The following is a 16,534-nucleotide window of genomic DNA, read 5'->3' as shown; positions in this document are numbered from 1 at the left end:
CTGCATGAACTGTATATGACTCTAAATTTTTCAATAGCTCTTGCTCGCATCAACTATATAACAGTTATAGCAGATAAAAATTATCCTCGACTACAAAATGCGCTCGCGCTGCCAGCCATCCGAGTCTTTTTTAAAGTAAATAATGCGGTCGTGCAATCTACCTTTGCCACCTTGCCAAAACTCAAAATGCTGAGGTTTAACTATGTAACCACCCCAACTTTCGGGCATAGGTACTTGTTTGTTTTTAAATTTTTGTTTGAGCACCTCAAATTGATACAACAAAGCTTGTTTGGTGGTAAATCTGCCAGCATCAACCGATGCCAACCAAGAGCTTATTTGGCTTTCGCGTGGTCGCCCCATGTGATAATTTTTAGCAACCTCTGCAGCTAATGGCTCGGCAATACCTTGTATTTTTACTTGCCTGTCTAACGTCAACCAATTAAACAACAAACACACCTTATGATTGTGTTTAATCTCAAGTGCTTTTTGGCTGGCAAGGCTAGTGAAAAACACCAAACCGTCAGGCTCAATATTTTTTAACAATACATTACGCGCATTTGGCTGGCCATCCGTATTAACGGTAGATAGCACCATTGCAGTGGCATCTTGCATACCCTGTTCAACGGCATATTTTAGCCAATGTTCAAATTGATCAAGCGGCTCTGTCAGCATATCCGCTTCGTTTAGTTCGCCGTTTGTATACTCCCGACGATATTCAAATAGATTCATCACCCCACTCCTATTTTACGACTGGTATGTCCAACCTAACCCTCAGATTAAACATTGTAAAACTCACAATCATGCAGTTTATTGATGTAACACAAAGCTTTTATCGCCAGCGCGATTTAATCTTAGTATTACCAATACTTAAATTGTGCATTGTTATGTTTAACTACGTTACCCCACCAGAGATGGTTTTTCAGGAAGTGCCAAAGGAAATTGCTTTATGTTTTACCATAACAGGCTGCCCACTTAATTGCCCAGGTTGCCATAGCAAAGACACGCACGACCCTACTGCAGGCTCACCACTTACCCTTGGAGTTTATAAACAGTGGCTGATTGACTACAAACAGTTTATTAGCTGCGTGTTATTTTTTGGCGGCGAATGGGAACAAAAATATCTGATAAAACTGCTGAAACTGGCTCACAAATTGGAACTAAAAACCTGTTTATATACTGGCAAAAATAACCTGCCTAATACTGTGTTAGAACATTTAGACTATGTTAAATATGGCCCGTGGATTGCGAATTTAGGTGGCTTGGAAAGTGAACAAACTAATCAACAACTTTGGAATTTGCATACGGGTGAGTTGTTGAATCCTTTAATTAGGGCAACACGGCAGTTGGACGACTGAGTTTGAGATATATCTTGGTAGAGGTGATAGTGTGACGGTAGCGTTGGAGTAAATCGGCTACCAACCGAGCATAATTTTCGCAAAAATGCTGTAAATACAATCCTTGTACGCTCGCAAACGTCATCCCAGACGTTTGAAGTTTTGCTCTAAATTATCGCTCGCTTGTTTGCCGATTATCGGGCGTTGGGAGTAACGCCGATTATGCTTAAAAACTTGCGTTGCAACCAAAACTAATCGCCAGCGACTACCCGCGCAACCGCTTTATCAAAACGTTTAAATCCTTCTTCAATGTCTTGTTCTTCAACAATTAAAGACGGCGCAAAACGCACAACATTAGGCCCTGCTACCAAACACATAAATCCTTGTTCAATCGAGGCTGCAATAAATTCTTTTGCTCGCCCTTCATGTGCTTGGTTCATTACCGCACCTAACAATAGCCCTTCACCGCGAATTTCTGAAAATACTTGGTATTTATCGTTAATTTGTTCAAGCTTTTGACGGAACATAGCCTCGCGCTTTTTAATACCAGCTAAAACCTCTGTGGTATTAATAATATCAAACGCTGCTTCTGCTACCGCACAAGCTAAGGGGTTTCCACCATAAGTCGTGCCATGTGTGCCAAATTTTAAATGTTCGGCAATATGGTTTTTAGTTAAAATCGCACCAATTGGAAAGCCCCCACCTAATGATTTAGCGGTTGAGACAATATCTGGCTCCACACCATATAGCTCATACATATACAAATAACCTGTACGGCCAAAGCCTGTTTGTACTTCATCTAAAACCATTAAGGCATTGTGTTTATCACATAAGGCACGTACACCTTGCATAAACTCAGGTGTAGCTGGCATTACACCGCCCTCACCTTGCATCGGCTCTAAAATAACGGCACAGGTTTTATCGGAAATAAGTGCTTCAAGCGAGGCCAAGTCATTGTATACAGCATGATCAATAGCACCAGGCTTAGGGCCAAAACCATCAGAATAAATCTCTTGCCCACCAGCGGTCACGGTAAAGAAAGTACGGCCATGGAAAGATTGTTTAAACGAGATAATTTGATTTTTCTCTTCTGAGTAAACATCTACTGCATAACGACGTGCCAGTTTTAATGCAGCCTCGTTGGCCTCTGCTCCTGAATTACAGAAAAAGACTTTATCGGCAAAAGTAGCATCCACTAACTTAGTAGCTAAGCGCAAAGCTGGCTCATTAGTCCAAACATTACTGACATGCCACAATTTCTGTCCTTGCTCTTGTAAAGCTTGTACCAAAGCAGGATGACAATGACCCAAACAGTTCACCGCTATACCACCAGCAAAGTCTATATATTCTCGACCATCTTGATCCCATACATGTGAACCATCACCACGTACAGGTACCATATTTTGTGGGGCATAATTGGGTAACATCACTTCGTCAAAAGTAGCGCGATTGACCTGAAGCTGATCAGTCATTGAAATTCTCCATTGAATAAATTTCTTATAAGTATAGTGGCAATAATATTCGCCACAACCGTAAATTCATCGAATTATAATTAAATTTTGTTTGCCGTTAACTCAGCTTTAGTAACAATGAACAGCTGGCAAAAAAACGACTGTTGGACATTACTCAGCATTAAGCGAAGCGTTGGAAATAATATACGAGATAACAACGACAAGTTAAAGATAATTATTCTACAGTAATGAATTTTTATTCAATAGTACAAACCCCACTAGCAGCGGGGTTTGTAGGCGTTAAAATTTAGATTAAAGCTATCAAAGCTCAATATACGAAACTGTATACGGCTTACCATGGCCTGAATTTACAATACCTTTGCCTTTCATTAAATCGAAATTGGAAACAACCAATTTTCCTTGATAAACAATTAAATCAGCTGGTTGATCTATCTCGCCGTTTGCACCATTGTTATCAGGATATTTAGCTAACAAAGTAACTTTTTGATTGGTATCAATTTTGTAGATCTCATTTTGTAAAAAACCAGCGAGGTATAAATTACCCTCAGCATCAATATTAATACCATCAGGGCCGACAGAGTTTGGGAGCTGGGCATATATTCGATCATCAACCACAACGCCATTTGCATCTAATGTTAATTTGTGAATAACCGCATCACCCAAATTGCCTACATACAAAGCACCTGCTTTATCAAAAACTAGCCCATCAATACCAAATTGGCGATCTGGATTTTTAGTTTGAGTTGAATAAATAAGATGCTTAGATGTACCATCACTTGCCACATTGATGTTGCGGTCAGTCTCTTTAAAGCGATAAACCCCACTGGTTAAATGTTTGGTTTTTGCTTTTGGTAGTTGTAGCTGGGTTAAGTAGACAAAACCATTGTGATACCGCACACCATTTGGCGAGGTCATACCTTGTGCAACCACTTCGCTCGTCGCAATTTTGCCCTGCTGGTTAAAAGTTAAACGAATTAAACGACCTTGATGTTTGCCTGCATTATCGGCAACAAATAATGAACCGTCTGGCGCATAGGCAATGCCCATAGGGCGAGCTGGTCGCTTGCCTGCTGGTACTAAGCCAATTTCGCTAACCTCGCCTGTTGCAGACAAACTCAACAACATACCTGGTTGTTTGTTTGCGTAATTCACGCACGACAAAGTTAAACTGCCATCAGGCGCAATATCAAATGCATCTGGCGTTGGACAAGAATCTGGCAACTGTGCAAATAGTTTAGCAGGCTGCAAATTGGATGGCTTAACTTGTGCTATATCCTCCGATGTTGCACCACAACCTAACAAAGTTAATGCAGCAGCTGCTGGTACAATAAACGCTGCAATTGTGTTTTTTAACATAAGAATTCCTTAAATATTGTGTATATGTAATAAAATTAACACATATTACATAATTAAACATCATATGTTAATGGAATTATAGTTACCGAACTGTTAAAACCTTAAAAGCAAATCACCTTTGCCCCTTCACCTCTTCCTGATATTTGATTAAACTTGCCGCAACCTAAAACGATTAGTTCAAGTGAATGACTTTCTGCCAAATTACCAAACCTGCATTACCAAAAAATAGTTCAGACCATATTCAATGGGGCAATTTAAAAGGCAGCAGTGCTGCGTTTGCTATTAGCCAGTTGAGCCAACAACAAAAATCGCCTGTATTAGTGGTGACGCCCGACACTGCGTCTGCGTTAAAAATGCATGCAGAAATTGATTCGCTATTAAAAGAACACAAACAAAACGCACACTTTTTCCCAGATTGGGAAACCCTAGCCTACGACACCTTTTCTCCGCATCAAGACATTATTTCGCAGCGTTTACACACTTTGCATAATTTACAGCAGCGCAGCGGTGTTTATATTGTGTCTATTAATACGCTAATGATGCGTATGGCGCCGGTTGATTTTATTGGTCAATACAGCCTGATATTAAACCAAGGTGATAAGTTAGATATCGACTCTATGCGTGGTCGATTAGTGCAATCGGGTTATCGTTTGGTTGACCAAGTTATGGAGCATGGCGAATTTAGTATTCGCGGTTCATTGCTCGACCTTTACCCTATGGGCAGCAATCAGCCGTATCGCATCGACTTTTTTGATGATGAAGTCGACTCAATTCGTATATTTGACCCAGAAACCCAGCGCAGTGGCGATACCATCAAAACGGTTGATTTGTTACCCGCGCACGAGTTTCCAACTGACGATGCAGGTATAGAAAAATTCCGCCAAAACTGGCGCGCGCAATTTGAGCCAAGCACAGACAAAGAGTCGATTTATTATCAAGTCAGTAAAAAAATCATGCCGGCAGGCATTGAGTATTATTTACCGCTATTTTTTGAGCAAACTAGTAGCTTGTTTGAGCATTTGCCAGCACAAACGACTATTTTATTTACCGACAAAATACAAGGTGCCGCAACGCATTTTATCGACGAAGTTAACAAAAGGTATGAAAACCGTCGCTTTGATAAATCGCGCCCACTATTAGAGCCAAAACAACTATTTTTATCGGTTGACCAATTATTTTCTGGCTTAAAACAATTTGCTCGCATTGAATTCACCAGCCAAAATTTAGATGAAAAATCGGGTCGTTTTAACTTTTTAATTGAAGCAATTGACGATATTGCAGTAGATGCAAAACTGGCAAAACCGTACGAAAAACTAAACCAATACCTAAGCCAAAATGCAGCTCGCACCTTATATGTGGTTGAATCGCAAGGTCGTCGTGAAACCTTATTAGAGTTACTCAAACAAAATAAAATAAAACCAACTACTTATCAGTCGGTCAGTAACTTCTTAAAAAATACCGCGGAAGCAGGTATTGTGGTAGCCGACTTAGAGCACAGTTTTTTAGCTGAAATCAATGGCAAAAAAATCGCATTTATTACCGAGTCCGAATTACTCGGCAATAAAGTCAGCCAACGGCGTCGTCGCTCAAGTGCACGTGGGCAAACAGGTAGTACAGACTCGGTTGTAAAAAACCTTGCCGAGTTATCCGTCGGTCAGCCAGTTGTGCATTTAGATCACGGTGTTGGTCGTTATTTGGGTTTGCAAACTATTGATGCGGCAGGTGTACCAACCGAGTTTGTCACCATAGAGTATGCCGACTCTAAACTTTATGTGCCTGTCTCATCATTACATATGTTAGCGCGTTACACAGGTGGTGATGTTGAACACGCACCATTGAATAAACTCAGCAGTGACGCTTGGGAAAAAGCCAAACGTAAAGCGTTAGAAAAAGTCCGCGACGTTGCCGCAGAGCTGTTAGATATATATGCGCGCCGCAATGCTAAACCAGGTTATGAATTTAAAATTGATGCAGAGCAATATCGCCAATTCTCAGCAGGCTTTCCATTTGAAGAAACTCAAGATCAGTTAGATGCCATTCAAAATGTACTAGCTGATATGCAACAACCTATTGCTATGGATAGACTAGTCTGTGGTGATGTTGGTTTTGGTAAAACTGAAGTCGCCATGCGTGCGGCGTTTGTCGCAGTTAACGAAGGCAAACAGGTTGCAGTATTAGTGCCAACTACCCTACTGGCACAGCAACATTATGAAAACTTTAAAGACAGATTTGCCGACTGGCCTGTACAAGTTGAAGTATTGTCACGCTTTAAAAGTGCTAAACAACAAAATGAAGCGTTAGCGCAATTAAAAGACGGTAAAGTCGACATTATTATCGGCACGCACAAGTTGTTATCCAAAGATGTTCAATTTGCTGACTTAGGTTTATTGATTGTTGATGAAGAGCATAGATTCGGTGTTAAACAAAAAGAACTAATCAAATCGCGCCGCGCTGATGTAGATATTCTAACGCTGACTGCCACGCCAATACCGCGCACGCTCAATATGGCAATGAGTGGCATGCGTGACTTATCTATTATCGCCACGCCGCCGAAAAAACGTTTATCGGTTAAAACCTTTGTTCGCCAGTCAGATGATAATTTGGTTAAAGAGGCTATTTCACGTGAAATTATGCGTGGTGGTCAGGTGTACTTTTTACACAACTCGGTGGAAACAATTGAAAAAACCGCACAAAACGTGCGTGAATTATTGCCTGAAGCAAATGTGATTGTCGCACATGGGCAAATGCGTGAACGTGAACTTGAACAAGTTATGTCAGATTTTTACCACCAAAGGTATAACGTGTTGGTCTGTACCACAATTATCGAAACTGGTATCGACATTCCAAGTGCTAACACCATTATTATCGACCGCGCAGACAACTTTGGCCTAGCGCAATTGCACCAATTACGTGGCCGTGTTGGTCGTTCACATCATCAAGCTTATGCCTATTTAATGACCCCACATGTCAAACGCATGACCAAAGACGCACTTAAACGTTTAGAAGCGATTGAGCAGCTAGAAGATTTAGGCGCTGGTTTCGCCCTTGCAACTCACGATTTAGAAATTCGTGGTGCTGGTGAATTGTTGGGCGATGATCAAAGCGGGCAAATTACTTCTATTGGCTTCTCTTTATACATGGAGATGTTAGAGCAAGCGGTACAAGCGCTTAAAGATGGCAAAGAACCATCGCTTGATTCAGTATTACAAAACCAAACTGAAATCGAGCTGCGCATTCCAGCCTTGTTACCAGATGATTATATAACCGACGTTAATATGCGATTGTCGTTATATAAACGCCTAGCAGGTTGCCAAAACAATGAAGAATTAGACGACTTCCAAATTGAGTTAATTGACCGCTTTGGGTTATTGCCAGATGCTGCGAAAAACTTAATTAAAGTGAACCAATTAAAACTACTGGCGGCCAAAGCAGGCATCAAGAAAATTGATGTTGGGCCAAAAGGCGGCTTATTAGAATTTAGCCAAAATACCCAAGTAAGTCCCGCCTTTATTATTGGTTTAATTCAAGCGCAACCAAAAGTGTATTCTATGTCAGGTGCAGAGAAATTAAGGTTTAATATTGAAACTGAAGATACCCGCGACCGCATCAAGCTGGTAGAATCTATGTTAAACGAATTTGCGCAACAATCGAAAGGCTAACCGTAAATATGGACAGGCAGTCTAAACTAAAACATCTTCCTTTGAGCCTAATGTTTGCTGGCTTTGGTCTACTGTGTAATGTCCCAGCTGCGCTCGGGCAAGACCGCTGGTTTGAAATTGAATTATTAATTTTTGCCCACAACCCGTCAGACGAAAATATTAGCGAAGAATATCAACCACAAATCAAGCCGATTCTGGTTAATAATGCGCGTGATTTAATAAGCCCAGTATTCCAGCCAGACCCGCAAAAGCTCCGCCAGTTATTGCCAGAATGTGCTGATGCCAAACCTTATCTGCCCGCATTGCAGCTACCGGCAACAGCTGACTATCAAGGCCCAGCAGAGTCGTTTGCATCCAACGAAAATGCTAATTATTACGCTGGAATTTCACAAAATGGTGCTAGTTTTTCTGACGACACAGTATTTACACCGTCACAAAACCAAACGGAAGAAAGTACAACAGGCACTGACACAGCTGAAGGTGAATTAGCAATAGAGCAAACAGAGCAGCCTAGCGTGCCGACTTTTGCTTTAATAATTGAGCGCCCTGTTGATATTCAACAACTGACCTTTCCAACCGATTCGCCAAGCTGGTTATACCCAATGCATTGCTTGCAGCCTAGTGCGAGTGTATTAAACCCAGACAAAGAGATTTTAGACCAAGCTGACTACAGCACCTTTATTTCTCAACTGCCAAGCCGAGTCACCCAACTAGATTCAGGTCATCAGCCGCAACCATATTTGCTGGATTCTGACAGTTTGGCGTTTACCGAAGTTGCAACTAAGTTTAGATGGCGCAAAGATATACGAACTTTAATGCATATGGCATGGCGTCAACCAGTAAGATCTGAAAGCCGAGAGATTCCTTGGCGAATATACGCGGGTAACAATTACTCCAAAGAATACGATTATTATGGTGAACCCATCTTACCTCAAGAGCAACTAGAACAAGCACTTGAGCACAATCAAACTCAACCTGTAGTGATTGAACAAAATGACCCATCACTTAATTTATCGGTTGAACAATCACTTAACCATCAGTCTATCTTAAATAACATTCAACAGGTGTTAGATAAGGTTGAGTCTAATACTTGGTCTATCGAAAATGCGTTAAAAGATAAACAAGCAATTGAATGGCAACAGCAACAACAAATGGCTGGTACGCCAAAACAAACTTGGCAGCTCGATGGTTTATTTAAAATTTATTTGCGCCACTACTTGTTTATTGAAAGCGAATTTAATATCCGTAAAGTTGGACCACACCCAGAACTAGTGTTAGCCAACGATGCGATCAAAGCGACTGATAACCCTGCAGGCATGGATAGAGCTGACACCTTTTTATATCCCTATCATTTCAAACAAAACAAGCGCATTCGTTCAACTGAAATACACTACTTCGACCACCCCCACATGGGAATCGTCTTACAAGTTCGTCGCTATACACCACCCAAAAACTAATTTTTTCTAAGGGGTTGATCCGTTTTGGGTCATCCCCACGTATATAATAACCTATGCCCAAAGCCATCAAGCAAGGAGAAGGTTATTTTACAGCGGAACAAGTATTTAATCCCTTACCTATTTGTATTCACATTAGTCAGCGCACTAGCTTTGGCTAGAGATTTATTTTTGCCACTTGTCTTATCAAGTTTATTAGCTTTGTTACTATCCCCAACGGTAAAGTGGTTGTGTAACCTAGGTGTACCCAAGTTTTTAAGCAGTTTAACCATGACGCTGTTAACCGCACTTGCAATGTTTTCAAGTGTTTGGGTGACCATTCCTGCGTTTGCTAAATGGATGCAAACAGCTCCCGAAAAAATAGAAGCCGCACTGCACGCTGATAAACAAATTCAATCCACCATAGATAAACTCCAAGAAACGTCAGAAAAAGTAGACGAAATGGTGTCAGGTATTGTTGAAAACTCTGCCGAAACCAGCATAGTGATCGATAATCAATCAAATTGGGTTGACCAAATATTTAATGGTTTGCAAACAAGTTTTGGCATTCTGGTCATCGTGCTCACCCTAACATTATTCCTGCTCAACAATGGTGGCGAACTACTGCACAACATCACTAAACTTTCGAATAATCGCACTAACAGACGACGCGCAATTAAGTTGTTTAGAACCTTGCGTGTAGAGGTTGGCCGCTACCTCGCAACTGTGTTGGTGATAAATATGCTGTGTGGTTTATTAACCAGCTTAATTGTTTGGTATTTTGATTTACCTATGCCATGGGTTTGGTTAGTACTCGTAACGTTTTTACGTTTTATACCCTACATTGGTGTAGCAGTCATTTGCGGACTTATGTTTGTTATTGGTGTTAGTCAAATGCAATCCATTGTACCTGCGCTGATGCCGGTTGGTGCATTTTTACTGCTAACTAATATCACTGGGATGCTGATAGACCCATACATACATGGCATTCGTTTACGTATAAATCCTATCATCGTATTTGCTTCAGTACTCTTTTGGGCGTGGTTATGGGGCATTGCTGGCGCTATAGTTGCGGTCCCTATGTTAACTATATTGTCGGTGACCGCCAAAACCCTTGAGTGGCATTCAGTCAACCAAATTATGGAGGGACACAATAAATGAGTCATTCGTATTTAGTACCTACAAAAACGCACACTGATGACGGTGAACGCAGAGTCGGTTTTGAACTCGAGTTTGCAAGTGTGACCATTCCTGAAGTTGCCGATACAATCGCAGCAGTTTTTGACAGCCAAACAGAATATGTTACCGACACAGATTACAAAATAGCTGTAGACCATTTAGGCGAATTTACTGTTGAACTAGATTGGCGCTACGCTCAAATAAAGGCGAAACAGCGTGCCGAACAATCAGCTGATGTAAAAACAGAACTAGATAGTGCCAACGAAAAGATACAACAATGGATAACCGAATTGTCAGCTAATGTTGTTCCCGCAGAGGTGGTTTGTCCGCCAATTAAAATTAGCCAGCTAGCAGAGCTAGATAAAATGATTGATGCATTAAGACAGTTGGGTGCAAGTGGTACGCACGAGTCTGCTATTTATGCTTTTGGGGTACATATAAACCCAGAACTACCGGATTTATCTGCAACAACTATCTTGGCGTATCTTCAGGCCTATTGTATTGCACAAGACTGGCTGATAAAAAAACACCAAGTTGATTTAACCCGCAGGGTTATGCCTTATATTGAAAAATACAGTAAAAGCTACATTGAACATGTTTTAAATTATGCAGAGGATGTTTCTTATCAAGTATTGGTTGATGATTATTTAAAATTTAATCCAAGCCGAAACAGAGCACTCGATTTACTGCCACTGTTTAAACATATTGATGCCGAGCCAATCAATAGCAAACTGCCCAAAGAAAAAATAAACGCGCGACCAACGTTCCATTATCGACTGCCCAACTGTCAGATTAATGAGCCTGATTGGCAGCTATCACGTTGTTGGAATATCTGGAGTGTTATCGAATATATCGCTCACAACCCAGAGGTGCGCCAACAACTTGCTAAAGAATATCAGCAACAATCCGTTCTCGATTTGGCTTTAGGGAAAAATTCATGGTTTGCTCAACTCGATCAAATACATCAAGACCTGTTGTCGGCGTAACAGGCAATGCCAAGCGCGTATCTCCTTCATGGAACTGTATTCGCTTGTCTATTTTTTTAGCCGGCGGCCGTGCCAAGCGCATCAGTATTAAACGACAACGTAAACAGGATAATTTTGCAGCGTTTGTGATTAGTGGGGGTGATGATATCCATCCATCGTTATACGGTGGCGAAGTTATGGAGAAAGCAACTTACGACCGCAAACGTGACGAGCTAGAAATGCATTATATAAAGTATGCTTTGCAACATTCTAAACCTCTGCTTGGTATTTGCCGGGGTTTTCAACTGCTTAACGTAGTTTGTGGTGGCAGTTTATACCCAGACATTCGACCAATGCGACGAAAAACAACCAACCGAGCTATGATACTTGCAAGGAAACCCGTTCGGGTTTGCAAGCACTCAAAACTAGCAAGCATCTTGGGTAAAACTCGCATTAGGGTCAATAGCCTACATCATCAGGCAATTAATCAGTTAGGTGACAACTTGTCTGCTTGCGCATATGATGCTGACAATTTTATTCAAGCGATAGAGTCGACCAATAAACAGCCATTATTAGGCGTTCAGTGGCACCCAGAATACTTGTTGTATAAATCACGCCAACGTAGGCTGTTCCGCTGGCTAATAAAGTCGTGCCATTAAGGTTGCTGCATTTTTATGTTTAGCTATTTCACCCTATTTATAAGCTCGTTCCTAGCGGCAACCATATTGCCGTTTTATTCAGAGGTGTTTCTGTTTGCCATGGTCAACCAAGGTTTGCCAGGTTGGAGTTTGGTCCTAACGGCCTCTTTGGGAAATACTTTGGGATCGGTTGTTAATTGGTACCTAGGACGATACTTACTAAAGTTTCAACATAAAAAGTGGTTTTACTTTAAACAATCTCAAATTGATAAATCACAAAAGTGGTTTAACCGCTATGGAAAATGGAGCTTACTATTTGCTTGGTTGCCTGTTGGTGGTGATGTCCTAACTCTGATTGCGGGTATGTTAAGAATTAATTTAGCCACTTTTATTCTATTGGTCGGTGTCGGCAAAACTGTCAGGTATATCAGCGTATTGTACTTTGCCCACCTGGCCCAATATATCCTGGCTTAGCGTATGTTAAGCCCCTTCAAATAAAAACCGTTCTGCGCGCTCAACACGGCGCGGAACACCCAATATAATTAACACATCCTGAGGCTGCAGTTCCATATCAGGTTCAGGGTTATAATATTCTTTGCCATCGCGTCGGAGCGCTGTGACTTCAACCCCTCTTAAAGGCAAATCTAATTCATTCAAATGCAGCCCCACTGCAAAAGCATTATCAGTCAATGTGACCGCATGCAAATACTCAACCTCACGTTCATCTTGTTTATACGAGTCGCCTCGATAAAAACCATGTAATCCATTGTAGTGGTTTTTGCGCTCACGGCGGACACGGCCAAATATGCGTTTTACAGGCACACCCGAATGCAGCATCACATGAGAAACCAACATTAAACTGCCTTCTAACGTTTCTGGGATCACCTCGTCAGCCCCTGCTTCAATTAACGCTTCCAAATTATCATCATTACCTGTTCGAACCAAAATTTTAGCGTTGGCAGCGTATTTTTTAACGAGATCGATAACCGTCAGAGATTTGTTTAAATCATCAAATGCAATAATCACCAGTTTAGCCTTTTCAATGCCAACTGCTTTTAACACCTCTACTTTTCTAGAGTCACCAAAATGTACTGGCTCATAAGCCGCTTTAGCTTCTTGCACGCGCGTTGGGTCTACATCCAACGCAACATATGGGATTGATTCTAACTTTAAAAAACGACTGACTATTTGACCTACGCGGCCAAAACCACAAATCACCACATGCTCCTGCAATTGTTCTGTTTGAGATTCTGTTGCATCTTGCTCTTGCTCTTCAGTTTGTTTAGCTAAAAACTGGGCAAAACGCGAAGAGTGATTAATTAAATAAGGTGTTATCGCCATGCTGATAACACCAACTCCGACCAGCATAGATGCTAAATGTTTACTAATCAGCCCCTGTTCTAATGCTAACGCTGCGATAACAAAGCCAAATTCCCCCATTTGACACAACATAATGCCTGCAGCCCAAGCATCCGCTTTACTTTGTTTGAAACATCTTGCGATCATTTGAATGATCAGCAATTTAATCGCCAATACGATTGCAACAAATAATATTAGCCAATGAAGTGACTGCGCCAATATTGCAATATCAAGCTGCATACCGACACTGATAAAAAACAACCCCATTAAGATGTCACGAAAAGGACGAATGTCCGCTTCCAACTGGTGTTTATACTGACTTTCCCCCAACATCATCCCGGCCAAAAAAGCCCCCAACGCCATGGACAAACCAAACAAGTGCGTAATAGCGCCGGTTAATAGCGCTACTAATATCGTGGTTAATACAAATAGCTCGTCCGAGCGGGCCTGCGCAATTTCGTTAAACAAACGCGGCAACAACCATTTTCCTACAGATATCAACAATACAAAAACCAACGCACCATTGAGCAATGCCATTAGCAAACTAGAAGCTAAGTTAACCTGACTAGCACCCGCGATAATTGGAATAACAATCAACATAGGTACTACAGCTAAATCTTGAAACAATAAGATCGACACCGCCAACTGACCGCGTTTACTTTGTAATTTGCCATTTTCAGTCAATTGCTTTATGACAATCGCGGTGGATGACAATGCCAATGCACACGCAACCACTAAGGCTGACTGCCAGTTGTAACCACTGACAAAGCAAACTAACAAAATAATCAATAAGGTTACGACGACTTGAACAAGCCCTACGCCAAACACCAACTGCCGCATGGCAATGAGCCGCGGGAAAGAAAACTCCAGCCCTAACGAAAACAACAAAAAGACTATGCCCAACTCACCAACAAAACTAATTTCTTTGGCTTCAGACAGAAAATTGAATAGTGACGGTCCAACAATAATGCCCGCGACTAAATAGGCGAGGATTGGCGCAAGCTTTAATCGACGAAAAATCGCGACTAAACCAACTGATATAGCCAACAAAAGTAAAATTTCAGAAAACAGCGTCAATTCCATCGTATGGTTATAATTCTTCAAGGAAATTAAGTTGATGTATTAATAATAGGTGAACATTTTAGCTCTGCAGGGAAATTCGCTAAAAATTACTCGTCAAATTATTGACCACACAAAAAACAAGTAAAAAGACAGCGTCAAAAACGATAGAAAAACCAACTAACCGAATGTTTTTAAATGAATTTTAATTATTGGCACTAAATTAGCAAAGAACTAAACATCAATAGCCAACAAAGAGGTGTACGGTGGACATTTTGCAAAACTATCTGTCATCAGACCAAAACACAATAAACCCTTTGCCGAGCCAGTTTCTAGAATCAGAATCGCACTATGGGATAGGTTCTTTTTCGAACCTGTCAGAGCGTTTGCATGCATCGTTAGATTTGCAGCGCATTGTGCAAGTATTTGCCGATGAAGTGGCAAAATATGTACAAATTTGCGGCGTACGCATACAAACAGAAGCGGTTACTGTTCAAACGGAGCGCTTTGTAGAAGGTATTTTTGAACATATTACTGAGCTGCATATTAACCAAAAGTCAGTGGCTATTTTGACTTATGCGTCGTATCGCGAGTTCGAACATCAAGATTTAAAGCTATTGCAAGGTTTACAGCATAAGTTAACCATGCCTGTATTCAATGGACTACAGTATTATCTATTGCAACAGCAAACCGTTAAAGACCATTTGACTCAACTCGGTAACCGTGCTGGCTTCGATGAACAATTCGACCTAGCCATAGCACGAACGCACAGAGACGGCCAACCTCTCACTTTGCTAGTAATTGATTTAGATAATTTTAAACGCGCTAACGACAGCTTTGGTCATGACATGGGCGATGAAGTGCTAAAAACTTTCGCTAAAATCTTGCGCCGCTGTATTCGCAGAAGCGATTTAGCGTTCAGGTTTGGCGGGGATGAATTTGCAGTGCTGTTAAACAACGCAGAAGAAGATATAGCAATGCGCGTTGCAGCCCGAGTGCAAGCATTAGTTTCGCAAAATGCCCTTATGCATCAATGCCAGGTTTCAGCTTCAATTGGCAGTGCAACTTGGCAACTAGATGAAACTAGCAAACAGCTATTTAGACGCGCCGACAACGCCTTGTATCACGCTAAAGATTGTGGTAAAAACCAGCTCAAGTGTGCGTAGTAGCACACTTAAGCTTTTGGTAAATTAAACTGTAAAATGAGTGTGGTTAAATCAATGTCAAATATTGAGCAAGCAATACAAAGTGCGTTGAATACTATTTGCGAGTTGCACCAGCAAAATAAAAACATCAGTGTTGCCAGTGTTAAAAACCATAACCCACTACCGTTACCTTTGCCCGCAATAACACGCGCGATCACTGCGTTTAAAGAAAACCCACAAAGCTATTTAGACACTTGGCAAGAAAACCATCAATCTGACACTGTGGTGGAAATCCCCCCAGTAAACAACACCAATAAAGCTTTAGAACAACGAGTCAGTCAATTAGAACAGCAAGTTGCCGAACTGCAAAAAGTGTTAGCTCAATTGCAAAATAAAGCTAGCTAAGCTATCCGCTAGCTGGCGTTGCGGGTTGCGACCTACCATTTCTAACATAACCGCACCTGTTTGATTATCGACAGATATAATGTATTGGTCATCGTCTGTAGCCGCTATAAACACAGTGGGTGCTTGTTTCAGCTTTTGCTTCATTAACAAGTGGCCAATAATATTTTCCTGTAAAATCGTAAAGTCTTGTGCATTCCAAGCTTGAATTAAATTCAACTGATTACCGGCAAATTCAGCATCCAAAGTCGGCGCAAAAAAACTACAATAAAAAGCCACCACATCAGGATGCAACTCAAGCGACAAAGCTTGATTTATATTATCTAAGTTAACCGATTGTTCACGTTGTATCGGCTGCCAGCTACATAAGCCTTGCGCTTCATCTACTTTATTCACACAAGGGCTAGTCCATTCACAATCATATTCTACCCATTGCTGGTTATCTTGTTTCAGGGTAAAAAATTGTTTAAGTGCATCGTCAATTTGAACCGACATAAGGTACAATATAGGCCTTTATATAGTCAATAACAGTT

At 41.2% G+C, this 16,534-nt stretch carries 14 protein-coding genes; 9 read left to right on the top strand and 5 right to left on the bottom strand.

Features of this window, described 5'->3' with window-relative positions; translation table 11 throughout:
* Positions 1–90 precede the first annotated feature (90 nt).
* Complete coding sequence (gene pdxH / locus DS2_RS02125) at positions 91–729, bottom strand: pyridoxamine 5'-phosphate oxidase (RefSeq protein ID WP_035012965.1); 639 nt, start codon at positions 727–729, stop codon at positions 91–93.
* 71 nt (positions 730–800) lie between these two features.
* Here pdxH and nrdG point away from each other — a divergent pair, with 71 nt between their 5' ends.
* Complete coding sequence (gene nrdG / locus DS2_RS02120; protein ID WP_235188523.1) at positions 801–1,355, top strand: anaerobic ribonucleoside-triphosphate reductase activating protein; 555 nt, start codon at positions 801–803, stop codon at positions 1,353–1,355.
* A gap of 230 nt (positions 1,356–1,585) precedes the next feature.
* Here nrdG and DS2_RS02115 read toward each other — a convergent pair whose 3' ends face one another.
* Both DS2_RS02115 and DS2_RS02110 read right to left on the bottom strand, forming a co-directional pair.
* A complete protein-coding gene (locus DS2_RS02115) occupies positions 1,586–2,806 on the bottom strand; it encodes an aspartate aminotransferase family protein (RefSeq protein WP_035012963.1) in 1,221 nt (406 codons plus the stop codon).
* A gap of 300 nt (positions 2,807–3,106) precedes the next feature.
* On the bottom strand, positions 3,107–4,162 hold the full coding sequence (locus tag DS2_RS02110; protein ID WP_200870109.1) for an SMP-30/gluconolactonase/LRE family protein: 1,056 nt from the start codon (positions 4,160–4,162) through the stop codon (positions 3,107–3,109).
* 185 nt (positions 4,163–4,347) lie between these two features.
* Here DS2_RS02110 and mfd point away from each other — a divergent pair, with 185 nt between their 5' ends.
* Genes mfd through DS2_RS02080 form a run of 6 tightly spaced genes read left to right on the top strand, consistent with a single transcriptional unit; the run spans position 4,348 to position 12,510 of the window.
* Complete coding sequence (gene mfd / locus DS2_RS02105; protein ID WP_035012962.1) at positions 4,348–7,821, top strand: transcription-repair coupling factor; 3,474 nt, start codon at positions 4,348–4,350, stop codon at positions 7,819–7,821.
* An 8-nt stretch (positions 7,822–7,829) separates the two neighbouring features.
* A complete protein-coding gene (locus DS2_RS02100) occupies positions 7,830–9,278 on the top strand; it encodes a CsiV family protein (protein WP_081754152.1) in 1,449 nt (482 codons plus the stop codon).
* A gap of 24 nt (positions 9,279–9,302) precedes the next feature.
* A complete protein-coding gene (locus DS2_RS02095; protein ID WP_081754151.1) occupies positions 9,303–10,415 on the top strand; it encodes an AI-2E family transporter in 1,113 nt (370 codons plus the stop codon).
* Positions 10,412–11,419: an amidoligase family protein gene (locus tag DS2_RS02090; protein ID WP_035012958.1), complete on the top strand. Its 1,008-nt coding sequence runs from the start codon at positions 10,412–10,414 to the stop codon at positions 11,417–11,419. Before DS2_RS02095 ends, DS2_RS02090 begins: the two co-directional genes overlap by 4 nt.
* On the top strand, positions 11,371–12,057 hold the full coding sequence (locus DS2_RS02085; RefSeq protein WP_035012957.1) for a gamma-glutamyl-gamma-aminobutyrate hydrolase family protein: 687 nt from the start codon (positions 11,371–11,373) through the stop codon (positions 12,055–12,057). Before DS2_RS02090 ends, DS2_RS02085 begins: the two co-directional genes overlap by 49 nt.
* 15 nt (positions 12,058–12,072) lie before the next feature.
* Positions 12,073–12,510 carry a YqaA family protein gene (locus tag DS2_RS02080; RefSeq protein ID WP_035012955.1) on the top strand — a complete coding sequence of 146 codons (438 nt, stop codon included), beginning with the start codon at positions 12,073–12,075 and terminating at the stop codon, positions 12,508–12,510.
* A 6-nt stretch (positions 12,511–12,516) separates the two neighbouring features.
* Here the strand turns inward: DS2_RS02080 and DS2_RS02075 are convergent, their stop codons facing one another.
* Positions 12,517–14,478, bottom strand: coding sequence for a monovalent cation:proton antiporter family protein (locus tag DS2_RS02075; RefSeq protein ID WP_035012954.1), 1,962 nt, complete (start codon positions 14,476–14,478; stop codon positions 12,517–12,519).
* A gap of 242 nt (positions 14,479–14,720) precedes the next feature.
* Between DS2_RS02075 and DS2_RS02070 the strand changes: the two genes are divergently transcribed.
* The gene (locus tag DS2_RS02070; protein ID WP_051479532.1) at positions 14,721–15,620 is read left to right on the top strand and encodes a GGDEF domain-containing protein; all 900 of its coding nucleotides are present in this window, start codon (positions 14,721–14,723) and stop codon (positions 15,618–15,620) included.
* A gap of 54 nt (positions 15,621–15,674) precedes the next feature.
* Entirely contained in the window at positions 15,675–16,004 is a 330-nt protein-coding gene (locus DS2_RS02065; RefSeq protein WP_152537524.1) for a hypothetical protein, read from the top strand.
* Here DS2_RS02065 and syd read toward each other — a convergent pair.
* Complete coding sequence (syd, locus tag DS2_RS02060; RefSeq protein ID WP_035012951.1) at positions 15,975–16,496, bottom strand: SecY-interacting protein; 522 nt, start codon at positions 16,494–16,496, stop codon at positions 15,975–15,977. The two genes, DS2_RS02065 and syd, sit on opposite strands and share 30 nt — an antisense overlap.
* Positions 16,497–16,534: the final 38 nt, after the last annotated feature.

This window comes from Catenovulum agarivorans DS-2 (genome assembly GCF_000568405.1).
GTDB lineage: Bacteria > Pseudomonadota > Gammaproteobacteria > Enterobacterales > Alteromonadaceae > Catenovulum > Catenovulum agarivorans_A.
The sequence above is the reverse complement of the archived record's forward strand: the minus strand, read 5'-3'. Positions and strand labels throughout refer to the sequence as shown.

Bases quoted from the DNA above. Each gene is read 5' to 3' on its own strand.
- pdxH (WP_035012965.1), bottom strand. From the start codon at position 729: ATGAATCTATTTGAATATCGTCGGGAGTATACAAACGGCGAACTAAAC.
- nrdG (WP_235188523.1), top strand. From the start codon at position 801: ATGCAGTTTATTGATGTAACACAAAGCTTTTATCGCCAGCGCGATTTA.
- DS2_RS02115 (WP_035012963.1), bottom strand. From the start codon at position 2,806: ATGACTGATCAGCTTCAGGTCAATCGCGCTACTTTTGACGAAGTGATG.
- DS2_RS02110 (WP_200870109.1), bottom strand. From the start codon at position 4,162: ATGTTAAAAAACACAATTGCAGCGTTTATTGTACCAGCAGCTGCTGCA.
- mfd (WP_035012962.1), top strand. From the start codon at position 4,348: ATGACTTTCTGCCAAATTACCAAACCTGCATTACCAAAAAATAGTTCA.
- DS2_RS02100 (WP_081754152.1), top strand. From the start codon at position 7,830: ATGGACAGGCAGTCTAAACTAAAACATCTTCCTTTGAGCCTAATGTTT.
- DS2_RS02090 (WP_035012958.1), top strand. From the start codon at position 10,412: ATGAGTCATTCGTATTTAGTACCTACAAAAACGCACACTGATGACGGT.
- DS2_RS02085 (WP_035012957.1), top strand. From the start codon at position 11,371: ATGGTTTGCTCAACTCGATCAAATACATCAAGACCTGTTGTCGGCGTA.
- DS2_RS02080 (WP_035012955.1), top strand. From the start codon at position 12,073: ATGTTTAGCTATTTCACCCTATTTATAAGCTCGTTCCTAGCGGCAACC.
- DS2_RS02075 (WP_035012954.1), bottom strand. From the start codon at position 14,478: ATGGAATTGACGCTGTTTTCTGAAATTTTACTTTTGTTGGCTATATCA.
- DS2_RS02065 (WP_152537524.1), top strand. From the start codon at position 15,675: ATGTCAAATATTGAGCAAGCAATACAAAGTGCGTTGAATACTATTTGC.
- syd (WP_035012951.1), bottom strand. From the start codon at position 16,496: ATGTCGGTTCAAATTGACGATGCACTTAAACAATTTTTTACCCTGAAA.